The sequence below is a fragment of the Aquisphaera insulae genome (assembly GCF_011064615.1).
Taxonomy (GTDB): Bacteria; Planctomycetota; Planctomycetia; order Isosphaerales; family Isosphaeraceae; genus Aquisphaera; species Aquisphaera insulae.
In genome coordinates this window covers 1-18,224 of the sequence record NZ_JAALJH010000083.1, presented here as the reverse complement: position 1 = coordinate 18,224, position 18,224 = coordinate 1, and the positions used below count along the sequence as shown (strand labels likewise).

Annotated in this window: 22 protein-coding genes; 1 reads left to right on the top strand and 21 read right to left on the bottom strand. The window is 68.2% G+C overall.

Annotated elements, in window-relative coordinates; translation table 11 throughout:
• Positions 1 to 112 precede the first annotated feature (112 nt).
• The 11 genes from G6O54_RS29580 to G6O54_RS29530 all read right to left on the bottom strand — a co-directional run bounded on the left by G6O54_RS29580 (position 113) and on the right by G6O54_RS29530 (position 4,979).
• Positions 113 to 322, bottom strand: a complete 210-nt coding sequence (locus G6O54_RS29580) for a hypothetical protein (protein WP_205679082.1) — start codon at positions 320 to 322, stop codon at positions 113 to 115.
• 35 nt (positions 323 to 357) lie between these two features.
• Positions 358 to 657, bottom strand: coding sequence for a hypothetical protein (locus tag G6O54_RS29575; protein ID WP_165231787.1), 300 nt, complete (start codon positions 655 to 657; stop codon positions 358 to 360).
• A gap of 50 nt (positions 658 to 707) precedes the next feature.
• Positions 708 to 1,217, bottom strand: a complete 510-nt coding sequence (locus G6O54_RS29570) for a hypothetical protein (protein ID WP_165231784.1) — start codon at positions 1,215 to 1,217, stop codon at positions 708 to 710.
• A gap of 214 nt (positions 1,218 to 1,431) precedes the next feature.
• On the bottom strand, positions 1,432 to 1,842 hold the full coding sequence (locus tag G6O54_RS29565) for a hypothetical protein (protein WP_165231781.1): 411 nt from the start codon (positions 1,840 to 1,842) through the stop codon (positions 1,432 to 1,434).
• Positions 1,843 to 1,903: 61 nt separating this feature from the next.
• The gene (locus G6O54_RS29560; RefSeq protein ID WP_205679081.1) at positions 1,904 to 2,326 is read right to left on the bottom strand and encodes a hypothetical protein; all 423 of its coding nucleotides are present in this window, start codon (positions 2,324 to 2,326) and stop codon (positions 1,904 to 1,906) included.
• A 95-nt stretch (positions 2,327 to 2,421) separates the two neighbouring features.
• A complete protein-coding gene (locus G6O54_RS29555) occupies positions 2,422 to 2,811 on the bottom strand; it encodes a hypothetical protein (protein WP_165231779.1) in 390 nt (129 codons plus the stop codon).
• A 154-nt stretch (positions 2,812 to 2,965) separates the two neighbouring features.
• The gene (locus G6O54_RS29550; RefSeq protein ID WP_165231776.1) at positions 2,966 to 3,334 is read right to left on the bottom strand and encodes a hypothetical protein; all 369 of its coding nucleotides are present in this window, start codon (positions 3,332 to 3,334) and stop codon (positions 2,966 to 2,968) included.
• Between the two features lie 195 nt (positions 3,335 to 3,529).
• The gene (gene cyaB / locus G6O54_RS29545; RefSeq protein WP_165231773.1) at positions 3,530 to 4,093 is read right to left on the bottom strand and encodes a class IV adenylate cyclase; all 564 of its coding nucleotides are present in this window, start codon (positions 4,091 to 4,093) and stop codon (positions 3,530 to 3,532) included.
• Positions 4,094 to 4,183: 90 nt separating this feature from the next.
• Positions 4,184 to 4,405, bottom strand: coding sequence for a pilus assembly protein HicB (locus G6O54_RS29540; protein ID WP_165231770.1), 222 nt, complete (start codon positions 4,403 to 4,405; stop codon positions 4,184 to 4,186).
• Positions 4,402 to 4,569, bottom strand: a complete 168-nt coding sequence (locus G6O54_RS29535) for a type II toxin-antitoxin system HicA family toxin (protein ID WP_165231767.1) — start codon at positions 4,567 to 4,569, stop codon at positions 4,402 to 4,404. Before G6O54_RS29535 ends, G6O54_RS29540 begins: the two co-directional genes overlap by 4 nt.
• A gap of 8 nt (positions 4,570 to 4,577) precedes the next feature.
• Positions 4,578 to 4,979: a S1 RNA-binding domain-containing protein gene (locus G6O54_RS29530; RefSeq protein WP_165231764.1), complete on the bottom strand. Its 402-nt coding sequence runs from the start codon at positions 4,977 to 4,979 to the stop codon at positions 4,578 to 4,580.
• 375 nt (positions 4,980 to 5,354) lie between these two features.
• Between G6O54_RS29530 and G6O54_RS29525 the strand changes: the two genes are divergently transcribed.
• Positions 5,355 to 7,682, top strand: a complete 2,328-nt coding sequence (locus G6O54_RS29525) for an SPFH domain-containing protein (protein ID WP_250847155.1) — start codon at positions 5,355 to 5,357, stop codon at positions 7,680 to 7,682.
• Between the two features lie 196 nt (positions 7,683 to 7,878).
• On the opposite strand, the gene G6O54_RS38595 is transcribed toward G6O54_RS29525, so the two are convergent.
• The 10 genes from G6O54_RS38595 to G6O54_RS29475 form a co-directional block, all read right to left on the bottom strand.
• Positions 7,879 to 9,579: an FAD-dependent oxidoreductase gene (locus G6O54_RS38595; RefSeq protein WP_165231761.1), complete on the bottom strand. Its 1,701-nt coding sequence runs from the start codon at positions 9,577 to 9,579 to the stop codon at positions 7,879 to 7,881.
• A gap of 33 nt (positions 9,580 to 9,612) precedes the next feature.
• A complete protein-coding gene (locus G6O54_RS29515) occupies positions 9,613 to 9,897 on the bottom strand; it encodes a ubiquitin carboxyl-terminal hydrolase 14 (RefSeq protein WP_165231758.1) in 285 nt (94 codons plus the stop codon).
• Between the two features lie 107 nt (positions 9,898 to 10,004).
• On the bottom strand, positions 10,005 to 10,844 hold the full coding sequence (locus tag G6O54_RS29510) for an aldo/keto reductase (protein WP_165231755.1): 840 nt from the start codon (positions 10,842 to 10,844) through the stop codon (positions 10,005 to 10,007).
• On the bottom strand, positions 10,810 to 11,202 hold the full coding sequence (locus tag G6O54_RS29505; protein WP_165231752.1) for a DJ-1/PfpI family protein: 393 nt from the start codon (positions 11,200 to 11,202) through the stop codon (positions 10,810 to 10,812). The genes G6O54_RS29510 and G6O54_RS29505 overlap by 35 nt, the downstream gene beginning before the upstream one ends.
• Before the next feature lie 269 nt (positions 11,203 to 11,471).
• Positions 11,472 to 12,641 (bottom strand): zinc-dependent alcohol dehydrogenase, encoded by a 1,170-nt coding sequence (locus G6O54_RS29500; protein WP_165231749.1) that lies wholly within the window; start codon positions 12,639 to 12,641, stop codon positions 11,472 to 11,474.
• A gap of 116 nt (positions 12,642 to 12,757) precedes the next feature.
• Complete coding sequence (locus G6O54_RS29495; protein ID WP_165231746.1) at positions 12,758 to 13,204, bottom strand: cyclase dehydrase; 447 nt, start codon at positions 13,202 to 13,204, stop codon at positions 12,758 to 12,760.
• Positions 13,205 to 13,277: 73 nt separating this feature from the next.
• Entirely contained in the window at positions 13,278 to 14,447 is a 1,170-nt protein-coding gene (locus G6O54_RS29490) for a zinc-dependent alcohol dehydrogenase (RefSeq protein WP_165231744.1), read from the bottom strand.
• 14 nt (positions 14,448 to 14,461) lie between these two features.
• The gene (locus tag G6O54_RS29485) at positions 14,462 to 15,253 is read right to left on the bottom strand and encodes an SRPBCC family protein (RefSeq protein WP_165231742.1); all 792 of its coding nucleotides are present in this window, start codon (positions 15,251 to 15,253) and stop codon (positions 14,462 to 14,464) included.
• Between the two features lie 129 nt (positions 15,254 to 15,382).
• Entirely contained in the window at positions 15,383 to 16,549 is a 1,167-nt protein-coding gene (locus G6O54_RS29480) for an L-dopachrome tautomerase-related protein (RefSeq protein WP_165231740.1), read from the bottom strand.
• A gap of 412 nt (positions 16,550 to 16,961) precedes the next feature.
• Positions 16,962 to 17,612: a response regulator transcription factor gene (locus G6O54_RS29475; RefSeq protein WP_165231738.1), complete on the bottom strand. Its 651-nt coding sequence runs from the start codon at positions 17,610 to 17,612 to the stop codon at positions 16,962 to 16,964.
• Positions 17,613 to 18,224 lie beyond the last annotated feature (612 nt).

Here is an 18,224-nt window from a genome sequence, read left to right as displayed (position 1 = left end):
TAATTGGTCACCAAAGGTGCCGCGGCAAGTGGGAACCGCTGAGGCTCGAGGTGAGGCGTCGCTCCTCGCTTCAGCCGTTCTCGGGCGACGCTCAAGGCGGCCGGGATGTCCCTCATGACTTCGCCCGCTCGGCCCGAAGTCGCAGCAGGGTTAGCAAGTCGGCCAGGTCGGCCAACCCCTCGGCCTCGGCACGCTCGTCGGCGGTCAATGTCGAGCCGGCATCCTTGCGATCCAGCAGGCTTTGTAATCGAGAGGCGACGGCCGACGGGAGCCGGAATCGGGCCAGGTCCGCTGGAAGATCAACGTCAATGGTCAGAAACACTGCGCACCTCCGTTCGAGGCCTGGCACCCCCTACCTTACATCACGCGCCCCGGACGCAGCGCCTTGCGACGCCCGATGCTACGGATCGATCCGCCAGGGACAGCCGCCGCGCAGTCAGGGTCGTCGTGGCAGGCCGTGGGCCGCTGCAGCTCAAGCTCAGGCGGCGATTCGCGGCGGCGGTTCTGGAACCGTTCCAAATTATCCCTCGGAATTGGATCGTCCACAGGCGCCGCCGCAGCGGCCGCCAGGAAGTCCGCCATCGCTTCCTCGTCACGCCCAATTTCCCAATACGCCACGGCTCGATTGTTCAATGCACCTTTCGTGAGTTCATTCATTCCGGCGTGGGTCGCGCGAGACGATCGGTCTCAACTTCTACTGCGCGCGGTCAGTCGTCGAGCGGTCCTTCGGCAACCCGAACATCCGGGTAGCGGCTCCCGACTCCATCGCCCGGTATCAGGCACATGATTGAGAATCCCCAACGGCTCCGGCTCTCGCACGTCAAGTTCTCGCCGATGCCGTCGGACCATTGCCCCATCGTGTACTCGACCAGTAGCGCCAGCTCGGCCGGCGAGAGGGGCCGACGAGATCGATACTCGGTCCTCACCTCGAGCAGGGGCTCACCCTCCCGGTAGGAGAACCGCAGGACGCCGCCGCTCTCCAGCGCGGCCGCCAACTCATCTTCGCCGGGCCCTCCGAGGTAGTCCGTGAACCGCTCGTCGTCGTAGGCCAGGCCATCGAGCGTGCGGAGCACCGCCGGGTCGTCGATCTGCTCGTCGTCGCGGGAGACCGCGGCTCGTCCACTGATGATGATCCGCTGCATCGGCCCCCGCCCCCGGGTGATGGTCGGCTGCGAGATGGACGAGGCCGGCCCGAGCGGGACGATGGCGGTTACCACGCCAGCCCGACACCCCAGCGGAGCCGGCCCCCGGTGACATCCTCGCATCCGACGCCCACACCCTGCCAGTGGTTCCCCCGCCTCCTACGAGGGCCGGCCGGTCCGGGCTCCCGCCGGTACGCCTCCGCCTGAGGAGCGGAGCGGATCATGGCGAACCCACGCCATCGAGCGTCGAGATCGGCCGAGTCCGCTGCTGTGGCACGTTCGGCAAGCCTTACTCCAGCAGGCTGTCGCCTTGCGACGGCTTGACCGGATCATGCTCCGCGCCGCATTTCGAGCAGAATCTCATGGGTTGGAACCAGTTGTGGTTGTACAGCGTGGCGTTGCATTTGTCACAGAACTTGGTGAACTTAATGTTCAGGTAGGAGATCAGGACCACGGCCGGCACGACCAACACCAGGAAGCTCATCGAGGACCAGGAGCGGGATTGCAGGACGGTCATGGTCGTCGAGAAGAAGACGAACAGGACACCGACCAGGATCGCCTCACGCGGCGCCCACCGCCGCTTCGCCGCGGCGCTCATACGCCGAGAGGCAATGAAGCCGACGATCGCGAGCACGATCCAAGTCCCGATGAAGGCCGTCGTGATGATGCCCTCGAGGGCGGCGGCGGTGCGGTCGTCCATCGCTCGGTATGTCATCCTCCAGCGAGGAGGAGCCTCCACTTCGGGGCCGGGCTCAGCGGGGTCAGACGTCGAGGCTCCGGTCGTACATTGAGGTCTGGGATATCGTCTCGGACCCGGGCCGATGACCGACATCCCCTGGGAAGTAAGAACGCAGCGCTGAACCCACAAGAAGGACAAGGACCAGATTCAGGAAAGCGATGAAAGGGGCAAGCGTGCTGAAGGCCAGGACGTGGAGGCCCGCAACGACCAGGAACAGGACGAACACCCACCGCCAGCCACGGATCAGGCCGACGACGAAGAGGCACTTGGCGGCGAGCCAGACTGCCGCGGCCGGCTCACTCGGGACCGACAGGAGGTCTCCGACTCCCTCGAGGCCCAGGAGGGCCACGGTGACCCAGATCTGCCAGGGCACCTCACGAGACGAGCCGGTGGGGCCGGATGCGGCCGGGTCAGTGTCCCTCTTTCGGAAGTGTGTCGTGGCCACGTAGGAACTCCCCAGCGAGCGGGAACAAGCCCGCACCTTCGCGAAAGCCTGTTCGCCGAGATCCGCGGCATATTGTCAACGAACGCCACCGGAGGTTAGGCGTTGTTCGCCTTCGCTGCAAATCTCTTCGCCAGGGATTCGCCTTCGCTGAGATGTCGATGCGCCTCCAGCCAGGCGGGAACCTCGCGTAGACGTTGCGGCGGAACGAAGCCGCCGGCATCGCAACCACATCCGTGGAAGGCAAAGCCGTAGTGCTGGAGCATCTCCAAAATCTGCCACGCTTCCCGGTCGTCTTTCGAGGGGGCTTTGAAATCCAGGCCCATGTCGATCATTGGACGAGAGCAGTCGGGGCAAACGATCTCGCGCGGGACATGCTCCAGCCGAGCCCGCATCTTCCATTCGCTCTCGTCGCTGTCCTCCCACTGCCAATACTTGAACGCCTTCCGGCAGCGGAAGCAGGCGAAGTGGTCGCGGTAGTTATGCAATCCGTACCTGCACATGGATGGCCCCGCCTAACGAGAAAGCTCACCGGCCCGGCCCCCCGGGACCGTCAACATCATCATACCGCGTCCGCGTGGCCGCGTGGCCGGGATCGCTGCAACGCGAGACTGGACGGTGGCCGGACCGCTGGTGCATCGGCTACGGCAGGATTCCGTACCGCTCGCGCCACGTTACGAAGAGGGCTTCGGCACGGCTTTTGGCGGCGTTCCAATCGAAGTTGGGGTCGTTGACGTAGTTAGCCGGCCGGCCCGGTCCTTCCAGCGCTCGCTCGAGTTCCCTCTCCAGGCGATGGTGGTCCGCTTGCGGAACCGCGCCCTCAATGTCCGGAGGGATGAGTCGATTGACGATCCAGTGGAGCGGCAACTCGTGGTAGATCAGGTCATTCTCGTCCTTCGCATACTCTCTGAAGCGCGCGAGACCTTCATCCGAGCGCATCCGCTCCCTACTCCACCCGAACGTGGCGAGCACCTTATCCCAGACTGCCGGGTAAACTTCGACCCATTCCATGAGGTAGAGCCTCAACCTCCCGCTGGCGTGACCCTCGCCTCCGTCGAATGATCACTCATCACGGTTTCCTCCGACGGCGCCGAGGATACGCTTGCTCGGCCTTGCCGGTCAGTTCATGAACGATGATGACGAAGACGTTCCCGGGTTCTTCGTCAAGCATGTATACGATCTGAACATAACTCTCGACCCCGCCATTCAAAGGCTGCTCCCCAGCGCCATCCGCAGGTAGGACCGCGGCTCGACGTCCGTCAGCCCGAGTTCGCCCGCGAGCGACAGGACCGCCTGCTGCGCGGCCGGCAGGTCCGCCGGCGAGGCCGCGATCGCTTCGACCTCCGCGAAATCGCCGAGCCCCTCGGCCCGGTCCAGGACGATCTCGATGGGCCTCCCCTGGTGCTCCAGATGGAAGCTCCGGCGACTCTTGCGGATCGTGGCGACGCGGCGGAAACCCAGGCGATCGAGCATCCGCAGGGTCTTGTCCATCTCGTCGGAACCCGGCCCCAGGACGATCTCGATCTCCTCGCGCGTCTTGGTCGGCCCGTCGTGACGGGCCCCCTTGTAGGTCACCCGGTTCTCGTCCTTCTCCACGAGCCGGCGGACGCGGAATGCCTCGCCCGTTCCGGCAAAGTCCCGGTCGGGATGATTGAAATACGTGTCCTCCTGAGTCTCAGTCCCCTCGGGCGTCGCCCCGAGCGACGTGATCCGTTGACGGAGCGCCTCGTGATCGACGCCGCGATACTTGACCTCGACTTCATAGCTCATGCAAACATCCTATCGCACCCGTCCGAAACGGCCAGGTGTTCGTAGCGGCGGGGCGTGGTGAGGCCAGTGAATGGTCGTGGCTCCAGGTGGCTAGCGAACCTCCATCATCGGCCGCGTTCGCGGAGAGGGAAGTTCCCGCCCTGATCGTTGAAAATGATCGATGATCTCCTGAACGACTTCGCTGAGTTCCTTGTAAACCTGGACCGGATCGTCACCGTGGATCCCAGTCATGAGATCGGGACATTTTCCAATGTAAACCTGATCCTCGTCGCTCCACTCCACCCAGCGATGATACGCGTCGATCGGCTTCATCGGTCCACCTCCTCAATGGCTCGTTCGACCTGTCTTTCCTGATAGATCTTGGCGTCATCACCATCCTTGCCGCTGAGGGTCACGGCGCCCGGGTAATTCGGATGCGTGAACTTGCGATGCGATCCTTTGCCACCGCCAGAGACGATCGAAAAACCGGCGTCCATCAAGTCCTTCACCAACTCACGGACCTTTCTTGGCGCGTCATCTCTCCATCGCGGGGCAGCGCGGATTGGCCAGCCCGAGCGACCTGCGATTCGATCGGATGCCGCCGCGGCGGGCCGAGTCCGCCATGACGCGAGCTCAGGGGCCTCGTCAGCAGGCCGGGCTTGACTTCGAGCCAAACCTGCTTTCGCTGCTCGCTCGTATGGCCGAGGACAATCTCCTCGATCGTCGCACCGATCGGTGGGTACTGATCGGGTGTCATGCGGCCCTCGTCGCGGAAGTCGGTGACCTGGACCAAACCCAGGATTTCCGAGACGCCGCGGTCCACGAAGATGCCGAACGGGCGATGATCGATCACTGTCCCACGAACTCGGCTACCGATTGGGAACCTTCGCCTGGCCTCGTCCCACATCGTCCCGTTTCGCTCCATCTCGACGCCGACCTAACAGGGGGCTTATGTCGCGCCTGGATCAGGTCATCTTCAAGGATGCGGCGCTCCCTATCGTTGGTCAAGAGTCCAGGTCACGACCCCACCGAGTCCTCGACACAAGCCCCCGTCGATGCGGTCGCGATCACGCACCCCAAACGAAATGGGACACGCGGGAACGCGAGAACGCTCCGGCGATTCGGCCGAATATTCCGCCGGCCGGGCGAATACACGTCAAATACGGGGGGCTGAACGACCCCCACGAGCCTGATGATCAGGTAAACTGCGCGAGGCTGGTGCGCTCCACGGGTGTTCCGGATTGAGTCGACCTCTGCGCGTTCGTTCACCAAGGAGTCTGCTGTGGGATCGCCACTCTTCGAGAATGTGGCAACACTCGCGCCGGCGTTCGTCGCGTCGGTCGCATCGCCGGTGTACGCAGCCATCGGCGACCTCCCGTCCGGGATCTTCTGGCTGCTAGGCGTGGTCGTGGGGGTGGTCGTCCTCTGCGAGCTGGCCGGCCTGCGGTACATCGCCAACAACCGGGTCGGCATCGTGGAGAAGCTCTGGTCGCTGAAGGGCTCGGTGCCGGAGGGCGGGATCATCGCGCTCCACGGCGAGGCGGGCTTCCAGGCGGAGGTCCTCCGCGGCGGCATGCACTTCGGGCTCTGGCGGTGGCAGTATCGGATCCATCGCGTCCCCCTGGTGACGGTGCCGCAGGGCAAGATCGGCTACGTGTACGCCCGGGACGGCGAGCCCCTCGCGCCCAGCCAGACGCTCGGCTGCGTCGTCGCGTGCAACAACTTCCAGGACGCCCGCGGGTTCCTCTCGGGCCAGCAGGTCACCCCGGATCAGCCGCCGATCGCCGGCCAGCGCGGCCGCCAGCGGGCCATCCTCCGCGAGGGCGTCTACGCGATCAACCTGTCGCTCTTCTACGTGCTCACCGAGGACATGGTCTACCGCCTGGGCACCGGCGGGGCCATGGAGGCCAAGACGCTGACCAACTGGCAGAACGAGCTCGCCGAGCTCGAGGGGTTCGACCCCGTCGTGATCGGCAGCCCGGTCGAGGCGGCGGATCCGCTCAATCCCGACCGCAAGGTGCTGGTGGACAGCATGGGGATCGTCACGGTGCACGACGGCCCGTCGCTCCCCCCCGGCGAGATCATCGCCCCGGCCGTCGGCACCGACCGCAACGAGAAGTACTTCCACAACAACTACCAGGACACGGAGGCCTTCCTCCTGGCCGGCGGCCGGCGAGGGCTCCAGTACGTCCCCCTGACGGACGGCACCTACTTCATCAACCGCTGGTTCGCGACCCTGGAATCGACCCCCAAGACGATCGTCCCGATCGGCTACGTGGGCGTGGTCGTCAGCTACTACGGGCGGAGCGGCAACGACATCTCCGGCACGGGATTCCGCCACGGCGAGCGGGTGGCCGACGGCGAGCGCGGCGTGCAGGAGAAGCCGCTCGGCCCCGGCAAGTACGCGTTCAACCGGTACGCGGGCAACATCGTCCTGGTGCCCACCACCAACTTCGTCCTCCACTGGGTCACGGGCCGGAGCGAGACGCACCGCTATGACGAAAGCCTGCGGTCGATCGACCTGGTGACGCGGGACGCCTACGAGCCGACCCTGCCGCTCTCGGTGGTCGTGCACATCGACTACCAGAAGGCGCCCAACGTCATCCAGCGCTTCGGCGACGTCAAGAAGCTGATCACCCAGACCCTGGATCCGATGCTCTCCGCCTACTTCCGCGACGTCGCCCACAAGCGGACGATGCTGGAGCTGCTCCAGGAGCGCGACGCGATCCAGCACGAGGCCAGCCAGGAGCTGGGGCGGAAGTTCCACAACTTCGACATCGAATGCGTGGACGTCCTGATCGGCAAGCCGGACACGGCGGAGGCCGGCGGCAAGATCGAGACGCTCCTGGAACAGTTGCGGCTCCGGCAGCTCTCGCTCGAGCAGGTCGAGACCTACGCCAAGCAGGTGACCGCGGCCGAGAAGCTGCGGGTGCTCAACGAGGCCCAGGCCAACGCCCAGATGCAGACGAAGCTGAGCCAGTCGCTGATCCAGGTCAAGATCGTGGAGAACGAGGCCGAGGCCCAGCTCGCCAGGGCCCGGAAGGAGGCCGAGCAGAAGGTCGTCACGGCCCAGGCCGAGAGCCAGCAGCGGATCCTCGCCGGCCGCGGCGAGGGCGCCAAGATCCTCCAGGAAGGCCTGTCGGAGGCGTCGGTCCTGGTCCGCAAGATCCAGTCGTTCAGCGACCCCAGGCTGTATGCCCTGTCGGTCGTGGCCCAGAACCTGGCCAAGAGCAGCCAGCCTCTCGTCCCCGAGCGGGTCTTCATCGCCGGCGGCGGAGGCGGAAATGGCAACGGCAACGGTCACGCCGGCGAGGCCCTGGCCATCGGCGCCGGGGCGAACGCGGGCAACGGCCTGATGGGGATGCTCCTGAGCCTCCTCGTCGCCGAGAAGTCCGGCTTCGACATCGCCGGCCTTCCCGAAGGCAACGTCCTCCAGGAGTTCTCCGACAGGATCTCGAAGCAGGCCATGGACAACATCCAGGCGGCCATGGCCTCCGGCAACGGCAACGGCCATACGCTGGATCTCGACCCATCAGGCCAGGCCCCGCTCGCCTCGGTCCTTCCCGGGCCCGAGAACTCGCTCGAGGAGACCGAGGTCGGCGCGTCCTGACGTCGCAGCACCAAAGGTGGAGAGAGCCGCCCCTCGGGGCCCTCTCTCCTCGCAGGTCCGCCGCGAGCGATCCGGCGGACCTGCTCCCTTGCGCCCGGCCGGCGTCACCCGGCGCCCCGGACTCGTTCAGCCGGCGGCAGCCGTTCGCGGCCTGGGTTGCTTGCTCAAGGCCGCCTGTTCAAGACAGCCGCAGCCGTCAGCCGCCCTGTTGCTGCACCGGGGCGCCGGCCTCGTGGTGCTCGGCCTGGTTCACCTCCCTCAGATATTCGTGGACGAACTGCACGGCCATCGCCCCCTCGCCGACGGCCGAGGCGACCCGCTTGATCGATCCCGAGCGGACGTCCCCCGCGGCGAAGATGCCGGGCCGGCTGGTCTCGAGCAGGAACGGCTGCCGCGGCGTCGTCCAGTGGGACGATTTGGCGAGAGCCGGCCCGGTCCTTACGAACCCCTTGGCGTCACGCTCGACCTCCGGAGGCAGCCAGTCGGTCCGCGGCGCGGCCCCGATGAAGCTGAACAGCGCCGGCGTCTTCAGCTTCCGGACCGCGCCCGACTTGTTGTTGACGAGTTCGACCTCGCCGAGGTGCCCCGCCCCGGACATCCCCCGGACCTCCGTGTTGCGGAGGACCTCGATGCGGGGGTGCTCCTCGACCCGCCGGGCCAGGTAGGCGGACATGTCCTTGTTGAGGTCGTCGCCGCGGATCACGAGGTAGACCTTCCGCACCTGGGTGGCGAGGAAGACGGCGGCCTGGCCGGCGGAGTTGCCGCCGCCCACGACCACGACCTCCGACCCCTGGCACATCTGGGCCTCGATGGGTGTGGCGGCGTAGTAGACGCCGCGGCCCTCGAGCTCCTCGCACCCCTCCACCCCCAATCGGCGGTAGTCGGCCCCGGTGGCGATCAGCACACACTTGGTTGCGACGGTCTCGCCGCCGTCGAGCTGGATCACCGCGTGCCCGTCGTCGAACGTCAAGCGCGTGGCCCGGGTGGAGACGGGGATGTGCGCCCCGAACTTGTTCGCCTGCACGAAGGCGCGTTCCGCCAGCTCGCTTCCCGTGACCCCGATGGGGAAGCCCAGGTAGTTCTCGATCCGCATGCTGCGGCCGGCCTGTCCCCCGGGGGCCGTGGTCTCCAGCACCACCGTCCTCAACCCTTCGGACGCTCCGTAGACCGCCGCGGCCAGTCCCGCCGGCCCGGCCCCGGCCACCACCAGGTCGTAAACCCCAGGCTCCAGCGGCCGGCGGAGGCCGAGGGCCTCCGCGAGTTCGCGGTCCGAGGGCTGCCGCAGCACGAGCCTTTTGCCCCAGGCGACCAGGGGCGTGTCGGCCTCGGAGGCCTGGAACTGCCGGAGCAGCGGCCGCGCCCGCGGGTCGGACTCCAGGTCCAGCCAGGTGAGCGGCACGCCGTTCTTGGCCAGGAAGGTGCGGACCCGGAAGGTCTCGGGCGAGTCGCGCGAACCGATCACGCGAAGGCCGGTGAATCGCCCCGACTCTCGCAGGAAGCGCCAGCGGGCGATGAATGCCCGCAGGATGACGTCGGCGATGTCCAGGTGGCGATCCATCAGCTCCCGCAGGGCGTCGGGGGAGACCTCGAAGACCTCGCAATCGCCCCGGGCGACGCACGTGACGAGCGCCGGGCTGGCGGCCAGGTGCGCCACGTCGCCGGTGAACTGGCCGGGTCGCAGGACCACGATGGTTGTCGAGGGCTCGGCGGAGTCGTCCCGGATCTCGACCTCACCGGACTTGACCACGTCGAACTTGCATTCGCGATCGCCGGCCTCGAACAGCGTTTCACCGTCGCGATATCGCCTGGATGTCGTCAACGGACAGCGGACCAGCGCGGCCATCTGGGCCTCGTCGAGGGTCGGGAGGGCGATGGCGTCGAGATCGTGCTCTGACATGACTCGATCGCCTCGCGGGCGATCCTCCTGGGGCTAACGTAAGTACGGGGTGGCCTCGGGCGGGACGTCGACCTCCGCCTCGTCGATGTAGCACCACGCCCACCGCTCGCCGGGCTCGAACGAGGCGACGACCGGGTGGTCCGTGTGGTGGAAATGCCGGGTGGCGTGCCGGCCCGGCGAGCTGTCGCAGCAGCCGACGTGGCCGCAGGTCAGGCAAAGGCGGAGATGGACCCAGGGGGTCCCCAGCCTCAGGCATTCCTCACATCCCAGGGTACGCGGGGGGGCCGGCTCCAGTCCGGCCTCGTGCTCACAGAACATCTCGCACCTCCTGAAGGAGACAGGTTTGAGCCAGGGGGCATTCCGTTCCTACGCGCGATCCGAGCGAGGGGGCGTGGCCCCTTGGCGGATTTCCGAAGTGCTCGGGCCTATAGCATCGGCAACTGGTCAGGTCGAGGGCCGCGCGGGAACGCCTCGTCGATCCGTGCAAGTTCGGCGCCGGTCAATCGGAGGTCGCCGGCCCCCGCGTTCTCGGCGGCGTGGTCCGGGCTGGAGGCCTTGGGGATCGCGAACAGGCGGGGGTCCCGGGTCAGGAAGCTGAGTGCAACCTGGCGAGGGGTCGCGTCGTGCGCGGCGGCAATCTCCCGCAGGACGCGCCCTCCCTTCGAGTGCGGGCCGGGGAAGTGTCCGTGCCCCAGCGGGCTGTAGGCCACCACGGCGACGCGGTGCGCCTCGCACCAGGGGAGGACGGCGTGCTCGATGGCGCGCTGCTCCAGGTGGTAGAGGACCTGATTGGAGGCGATCCGCCCCTCGCCCGCGACCGCCAGGGCCTCGTCGAGGTCGGGCTCGTCGAAGTTGCTCACGCCCCAGGAAAGGATCTTCCCCTCGCCCCGGAGTTGCTCGAAGGCGGCGAAGGTTTCCTCCAGCGGGTGCTCGCCGCGCCAGTGCAGGAGGTAGCAGTCGAGGCGGTCGGTCCCCAGGCGGGCGAGCGACCGCTCGCAGGCCGCGACCGTCCCGCTCCTCGAGGCGTTCTGCGGGACGACCTTGGAGACGAGGAAGACCTCGTCGCGCCGCCCGGCGATCGCCTCGGCGACCACGGTTTCCGCGTCGCCGTACATCTCTGCGGTGTCGACGTGATTCATCCCGAGGTCCAGCCCCCGACGCAAGGCGGCGACGGCCGAGGGGCGGTCCGCGGTGTCGATGTACCAGGTCCCCTGGCCGATCACCGAGACATCACGATCGTTGGGGCCGAAACGGTGGCGATTCATGTCTCTTCTCCGGGTCGGATCCGTCCCTTGCGTGGACCGTCGCACGCGCTTTCAGGACCAGTGCGGCCGGGTCGGGATTGACGAAGCCCCCGGGGATCAGGAGCCCGTCGTAATCGGCCGGGTCGGCCCGGTCGAGCGTCTGGTCGACGCCCACCGTGCCGGCCGGCTCGTGGAGGTTCATCCCGCGGATCCGGCCCGGATGGATGGAAATCACCTCGACCGTCGCGCCGGCCAACCGCATGGCGGCGGCGGGGACGTCGAGTTCGACCATCTCGAACCCGTCGGTCGCCAGCACCGCGATCCGCCGACCGGCGAGCGGTTTGTCCCGGTGCAATTGTCGTACTCGCTCCAGCAACATGGGCCTGCTCCTCTGTCGTTTGAACGTGCCGCGCGTCGGAATTGCGCGCGTCCGATGGGGGGACAACGTGCATGCCGAGGCGGTGGCGTGTCCCGGTCAGGACGACGGTCGGTGCGCGTTCGCTCGGGCCACGGCCGGAGAGCCTGAGCCCCCCGCGCCAGCGGTCGAGATCGCCCGTACGAGCGACGGAGGGGATCCGTCCCAGTTGATGAAACCTCCGGTCGCTGGGGCGGCACTGCGCCGCCCCGCTTTGCCACGGCTCAGGGCCCTCAGGGCTTGAGGACCACCTTGATGCAGTTGTCCTTCTTGTCCCGGAACGTCTTGTACATCTCGGGGCCCTCCTCCAGCGGGACCTCGTGGGTGATCACGAACGAGGGGTCGATCTGGCCGTCGATGATCGTCTTCAGGAGCTTTTCCTTGTACTTCTGGACATGGGTCTGTCCCATCTGGAAGGTCAGCGCCTTGTTCATCGCGGCGCCCATCGGGATCTTGTCGGGGAAGCCGATGTAGACGCCCGGGATCGAGACGGTCCCCCCCTTGCGACAGCACATGATCGCCTGGCGGAGCGTGTGCGCCCGGTCGGTGGTCAGCCCGACCGACGCCTTCGCCTTGTCGATCACCGCGTCGAGGCTGCCCCCGGCGTGCGCCTCGGCCCCCACGGCGTCGATGCAGCGATCCGGCCCGCGGCCCTTGGTCATCTCCATGAGGGTGTCGTAGACGTCCTGCTCCTCGAAGTTGATCGTCTCGGCCTTGCCGTCCTGGGCCATCTTCAGCCGCTCCGGCACCCGGTCGATGGCGACGACCCGGCCGGCCCCGAGCATCCAGGCGCTGCGGATGGCGAACTGGGCCACCGGCCCGCAGCCCCAGATCGCGACGACGTCGCCCGGCTCGATCTGCGCCTGCTCGGCGGCCATGTAGCCGGTCGGGAAGATGTCGGAGAGGAAGACGACCTTCTCGTCGGGGAGGCCTTCGGGGATCTTCACCGGGCCGACGTCGGCGTAGGGCACGCGGAGGTATTCCGCCTGACCGCCGGGGTAGGCGCCGAGCATGTGCGAGTAGCCGAAGAGGCCCGCCGGGGATTGCCCCATCGCCTTGCGGGCGATCTCGGCGTTGGGGTTCGAGTTGTCGCAGAGCGAGTAGAGCTGCCGCTGGCAGAACAAGCAGGTCCCGCACGAGATCGTGAACGGGACGACCACGCGGTCGCCCGGCTTGAGATTCGTCACCGACTTCCCCACTTCCTCGACGACGCCCATCGGCTCGTGGCCGAGGACGTCGCCGGCCTCCATCGTCGGCATGTAGCCGTCGAAGAGGTGCAGGTCCGAGCCGCAGATGCAGGTGGAAGTGATCCGCACGATCGCGTCGCGCGGATCCTGGACCTTGGGGTCGGGGACGGTGTCGACACGGACGTCGCTCTTGCCGTGCCAGCAGATGGCCCTCATGCTTGCTCCTCTCGGGTTCAGGTCCTCAGGATTGGGGTGATCGCCGCTGGAGAGTCGGCCGCGGGCCGCCGCGGCCGGGATCCGGCCCGGCCCGGGCGGGGACGGCCCGGAGGCGCTTACCGACGGGCCGCCGGGAATTCCCCCGAGGCGGTGCGGCGGCTCGGCCCGTCGGCGACGTACTGCTGATGGACGCGGTAGGACGCGTGCGGCCGGCCGCTGTGGAGCCGCTTCGCGCACCAGTAGTCGGCCCACGTGATCCCGGCGATCGACGCGATAGCCGCGGCCACGTTGTCGCGCTTCGGGTTGTCGTCCCGGCAGGCCGAGGCCAGCGTCGCGAGGTCGAGGACGTCTCCGGCGACCCGCGACCACACGCCGGCCCTGGGCGTGTCCTGCGAGAAGATGGCGACGCCCGAAGCGATCTCGCGGACCCCGTAGGCCCGGATCAGCCAGGTGCGGTCCTCCATGCCGAGCGTGCGGCCGATCTCCCGGCCCGCCACGATCTCGGCCAGGCCCAGGCCGATGCTGAACCACCCCAGCCCGCGAGCCACTTTCATCTCGTTCATGGTCTCCCCCTCCGGTGCTTTAGATACGCCACGGGCCGCGCGGCGGCCGATGGCCGTGAACGCGGCGCGTCCGTCACGGCACGAAGACCGAGCGGACGCAGCCGTCCTCCTTGTGCTTGAACATCGCGTAGCCTCGCGGCCCGTCCTCGAGCGAGAACCGGTGCGTCGCCAGGAACGACGGATCCAGCTCCCCCTTCGCCGCGTGCTCGAGCAGGCGCGGCATGTACTTCTGACCGTGCTGCTGGGCCGACCGCACGGTGAGCCCCTTGTTCATGATCGCGCCGATGGGGAACTTATCCATCAGCATGTAGACGCCCAGGATCGACAGGACCCCGCCCTTGCGCACGGCCATGATCGCCTCGCGCAGCGCCGTCCCGCGGTCGGTCTGGAGGTGCAGCGCCTGCTTGACGCTGTCGTAGGCGTGCTGGATGCCGGTCCCGTGCGCCTCCATGCCCACGGCGTCGATGCAGGCGTCGGGCCCGCGGCCGCCGGTCATCTCCTTGAGCGTCTCGACGACGCTGTCGACCTCCATGTAATTGATGACCTCGGAGCCGCACTTCTCCCGGGCCAGCCGGAGCCGCTCGGGGAAGCGGTCGATTGCGATCACCCGCTCGGCCCCCAGCAGGTAGGCACTCCGCTGCGCCATGAGCCCGACGCCGCAGCAGCCCCAGACGGCGATCGTGTCGCCGGGCTTGATGTCGCAGAAGTCGGCCCCCATGTAGCCTGTCGGCGCGGCGTCGGAGAGGAAGAGCACGTGGTCGTCGGGCACGCCCTCGGGGGCGTGGAAGCAGTCATTATCGGCGAACGGGACGCGGACGTATTCGGCGTGCGACCCGGCGTAGCCGCCGAAGGCGTGGGTGTAGCCGTAGATGCCGGCCGTGGGATAGCCGAACAATGGGACCTGGAGCTCGGGCTTCGGGTGCGTGTTGTCGCAGAGCGAGAAGAGTTGGTTCCGGCAGTACCAGCACTGGCCGCAGACGATGAACGAGGGGACGACGACCCGCTCGCCCTTCTTGACCTTCTTGACCTCGGGCCCGGTCTCGACGACCTCGCCCATGAACTCGTGGCCGATGATGTCGCCCGGCTTCATTGTCGGCAGGTAGCCGTCGATGAAGTGCAGGTCCGAGCCGCAGGTGGTCGTGAGGGTCACCTTGAGGATGGCGTCGTGGGGGTTGATGATCGTCGGATCGGGGACGGTCCCGACCCGCAGGTCGTTGACCCCATTCCAGTAGAGGGCTCGCATGTCGTTTCCTCCTCTCAGCGGGTGTCAGACCGTGCGGCCGGTTGCCGGTCGGTGGTGGGGATCTCGCCGGTCTCGGCCAGCGACTTGAAGTAGTGGAGCGTCCGCTCGGCGAAAAGCCTGGGCACGAAGCCCAGGAGCTTCGCGGCCGCCAGGCCGAGGGCCCCGCCCGGCGGGTCGAACCGGATGCGGAGGGTGACCTCCGTGCCTCGGTCTGCCGGCGCGGGGCGGAAGCGGACCTCGCCCTCGCTCGGCAGGGACGCCCCGTCGACCGACTGCCATCGCTGGCCCGAACCCGGCCGATCCTCGACGACCCGCGTGTCCCATTCGAAGTCCCGCCCGAGCGGGCCCCGGGCCTTCCAGTGCATGCGGCCGTCGCCGCCGGGCGTCAGCTCGACGAACCCGGACGTGATCCGCGTCAGGGTCTGCGGTTCGCGCCAGAGGCGGTCGAGCTCCTTGGCTGGCTTGCCGATCGTGATGGCGGCCGTCGCCTCCGGTGCGTCCTGCGAGGCCCCGGCCGCCCCGTGATCGGCTGCGGTATCGATCCCGAGCGCCTCATAGAGATGACAGTGCCCGGTGACGGCCCGGTAGAAGAGCCCGCCGCCGAGGGCGGCCACCGCCGCCCCGCCGAGCGAGCGTCGGCCGAGCCCGAGCAGGAACAATGTCCCGCCGACCGCCGCCGAGGCGACGCGCTCGACCTGGCCGACGTTGGCCCCCGACGACCTCGGGGCCGCCTCCCTCGCGGAGGGCTGCCGCGCTTCGGCCGTCCTCCCCGGTGGGTCTCGTAAGATGACATTCGTCGACGCCATGTCTTGTCCTCCCGGCGGGGCTCCCGGGCCGCCCCGCGATTCATCGGTGTCAAGTCGGTCACATCGACGCCCCCCCCGAGATCCCGAGGGGTCGATGCGCCCATGAGTCCCGCCGGCTTCCTTGGTCCTTCAGCGAGTCAGCCGCACCGGCCCGGCATCGATCTTGACCCGGAATAGGACGTACGGCTCCTGGCGCAGGTCCTTGCCCCCTTGATATCTCGCCTGGCGGTGGAGCTGGTTGGCGGTGAAGTAGAGGTGCCCGTCGCGGGCCACCGACAGCGTGTCCGGCCAGAGCACGCGCGGGTCGTGGACCAGCGTCTCGAATCGGCCGTCGGGCGAGCGGCGAAGCACGGCGTTCTGCTCGTAGTTCGTCGCGTAGGTCCGCCCCCGGTCGTCCGACTCCAGGCCGTCGGACGGACCCTTCTCGCCGTGGTCCAGGACGGTCGCCGCCACCTGGGAGTCGGGCACACGGGCGTCGACCAGGGCGTTGACATCGACGCTGTAGAGGCGACGGCTGACCAGCGGGCAGTAGAAGAGCCGAGAACCGTCGTGCGCGATGGCGATCCCGTCGCTGCCCATCGTCACCGGCTTCGGCGGCCCGCCCGGCGGACGCTCCATCACCGGACGGCCTTCGACCAGGGCGAGCATCGCGGGGTCGGCCTTGGTCGTCGGGTGGTCGTGCAGGCGCCGCCAGCTCCGGCCCGAGGCCAGGTCGACGACGATGATCCCGTTGGGGCCCTTGTCCGACGAGTCGGTCAGGAAGGCGTATCCCGCCTCGCCGCGGCGGAGGTCGAAGCGGACGTCGTTGATGTAGCTCGTCGGCAGGACCACCTCGGGGGGGAACGGGATGATCCCGGAAACCCTGTTCGACTCCAGGTCGAAGCAGGCCAGCTTGGGGCCGCCGGGCGAGGTGGGGCCGAACTCGACGCTGCCGGTATCGACGGCCCAGAGGCGGTCGCTCGGGTCCACGACGACGCTCTGCACCGAGATCAAGTGTCGCCCGTCGCCAGCCCCGGAGGCCTGGTTGGTGGCCTGGTCGGGGTAGGCGACCGGCTTGCCCCCCTTGACCTCGGCGACCGTGAAGGCGACCTTGTCGCCCCACTTCGGGTAGCAGATGAAGATGCGGCCGGTGTGCGAGACCGTCACGCCGGTGGGCATCGGCCCGTCGAAGGTAGCGACCGTCTCGACCTCGCCCGCCGGTCGGTCCCTGGCCAGGCCGTCGTCCGCGCGGGCGGGCGATGGCATCCCGGCCAGGGCGAGGGCGAGCGGGATCCCTATCAGGGAGAATCTTCTCATCTTGCACCGTTTGTATGAGGCAGTGTGGATGGTCGCGGCCTGCGGCCCCCGGATCGTCCGGGGTCGGCAAGCGTCCCGGCCGATCCACCGCGGTCGCGAGACACTGGTGACCGATGCGGGGCCGAGATACCGCGATTCACGCGCCGCCGCCCCCCCCGGGCCGTCAGCAGCTTCCGAGAAATGACGTAGGACGGCGGATGACACGAGCCCGGCCGGATGCTCGGCCCTGCCATCCCGCCGAGCCTCACCGTCGCCCCGCCGGCCCTGTTCCGCGGGTAGAGCCGCGTCGATGGCGCGGCACGGGTCGGCCTCTCCGCCCGGGGATCGGGGAGGCTGAGGCGACCGGTTCCGGGAGGCGGGGCGGCGTCGGGATCGGCGAAAAACCGCCGCAAGACGTCCGCCGAAAGCCGGCTCAGACGTCGAGCCATCCCCGCTGCACGGCGTAGCCGACCAGGTCCGAGCGGCTCGAAAGGCCGAGCTTCTCCAGCGACCGGGCCTTGTAGGTCTCCACCGTCTTGGAGCTGAGATCGAGCTGGGCCGCGATCTCCTTGTTGCTGAAGCCCCGCGCGATCAGTCGGACCACCTCCGCCTCGCGCTCGCTCAGCTCGGCCTCCCCGCCCGGACCCCGCCCCGCAGGCTTGCCGGCGAAGCCCACGAGGACGTCGCCCGCCAACGTCGGATCGAGATAGGTGCCGCCCGCCGCGACCGCGTGCAGCGCGTGGATGAGGTCGTGCGACGCGGCCCGCTTCAGCAGGTAGCCCGAGGCGCCCGCCTGGATGAGCTGGCGGAGGTACCCTTTGTCCTCGTGTATCGTCAGCGCGATCACCCGCGTCCCGGGGCAGTCCCTCCGGATCGCCTCGGTGGCCCGCGCCCCGTTCAGCACGGGCATCGAGATGTCCATGACCACCACGTCGGGCCCGAGCTCTTTCGCGGCGTCCAGCGCCTCGCGGCCGTCGGCCGCCTCGCCCACCACCTCCAGGTCGGGCTGGGCCTCGAGCAGGGCCCGGAGGCCCTCTCGGACGATGGCGTGATCCTCGGCCAGGAGCACCCGCAGCCTGGTCATCGGGGCCCCTCCTCGGAGGACGGGATCGGGATCCGGATCGGGACGCTCGTCCCCGCCCCCGGGCTCGACTCGATCTCCAGCGTACCCCGAAAACGCCGCCCGCTCCCTCCGGCGCCGTATGGCCCCGGGAGTGTCCCCTCAACCCGTTCCGGACCGCCGGCGCTCATGGCGTGCCATCCTTCCGCTCACATCGGGCCGCTCGGGTCGCTTCCTCTGCCGATTGTCACGACGCGCAGCCCCCTCTCGAGCGGCACCCTGACGCGAGGCGGCGCCAGGAACGGGGTGGGAGGGTGAGCGCCCCTTCCTGCCGCGGCAATTCAGGTTAGCAGGTTTGCGTCAGGATTCCCTCCGCAGTCGCCACGCCAGGACCAAGACGGCCGCTTCGATTGAGCACGTCGGGGCCGTCCAGGTGGACCCTCGGCCTGGCGCGATGAAAAGTTGGCCTGGACGACCCGGGCGTCTTGTCCAGGATTTGTTGCGCGGGAACGAGGCCTGTCGGCATGCCTCAGCGTGCGCCTGGCTCGGCAGGAGCCTCGCCCTGGCGCGATGAAAAGTTGGTCTTGATCACGGGCTTTTCCCTTGCCGGAACTCTCGGTTTTTGTTGCGCTATAG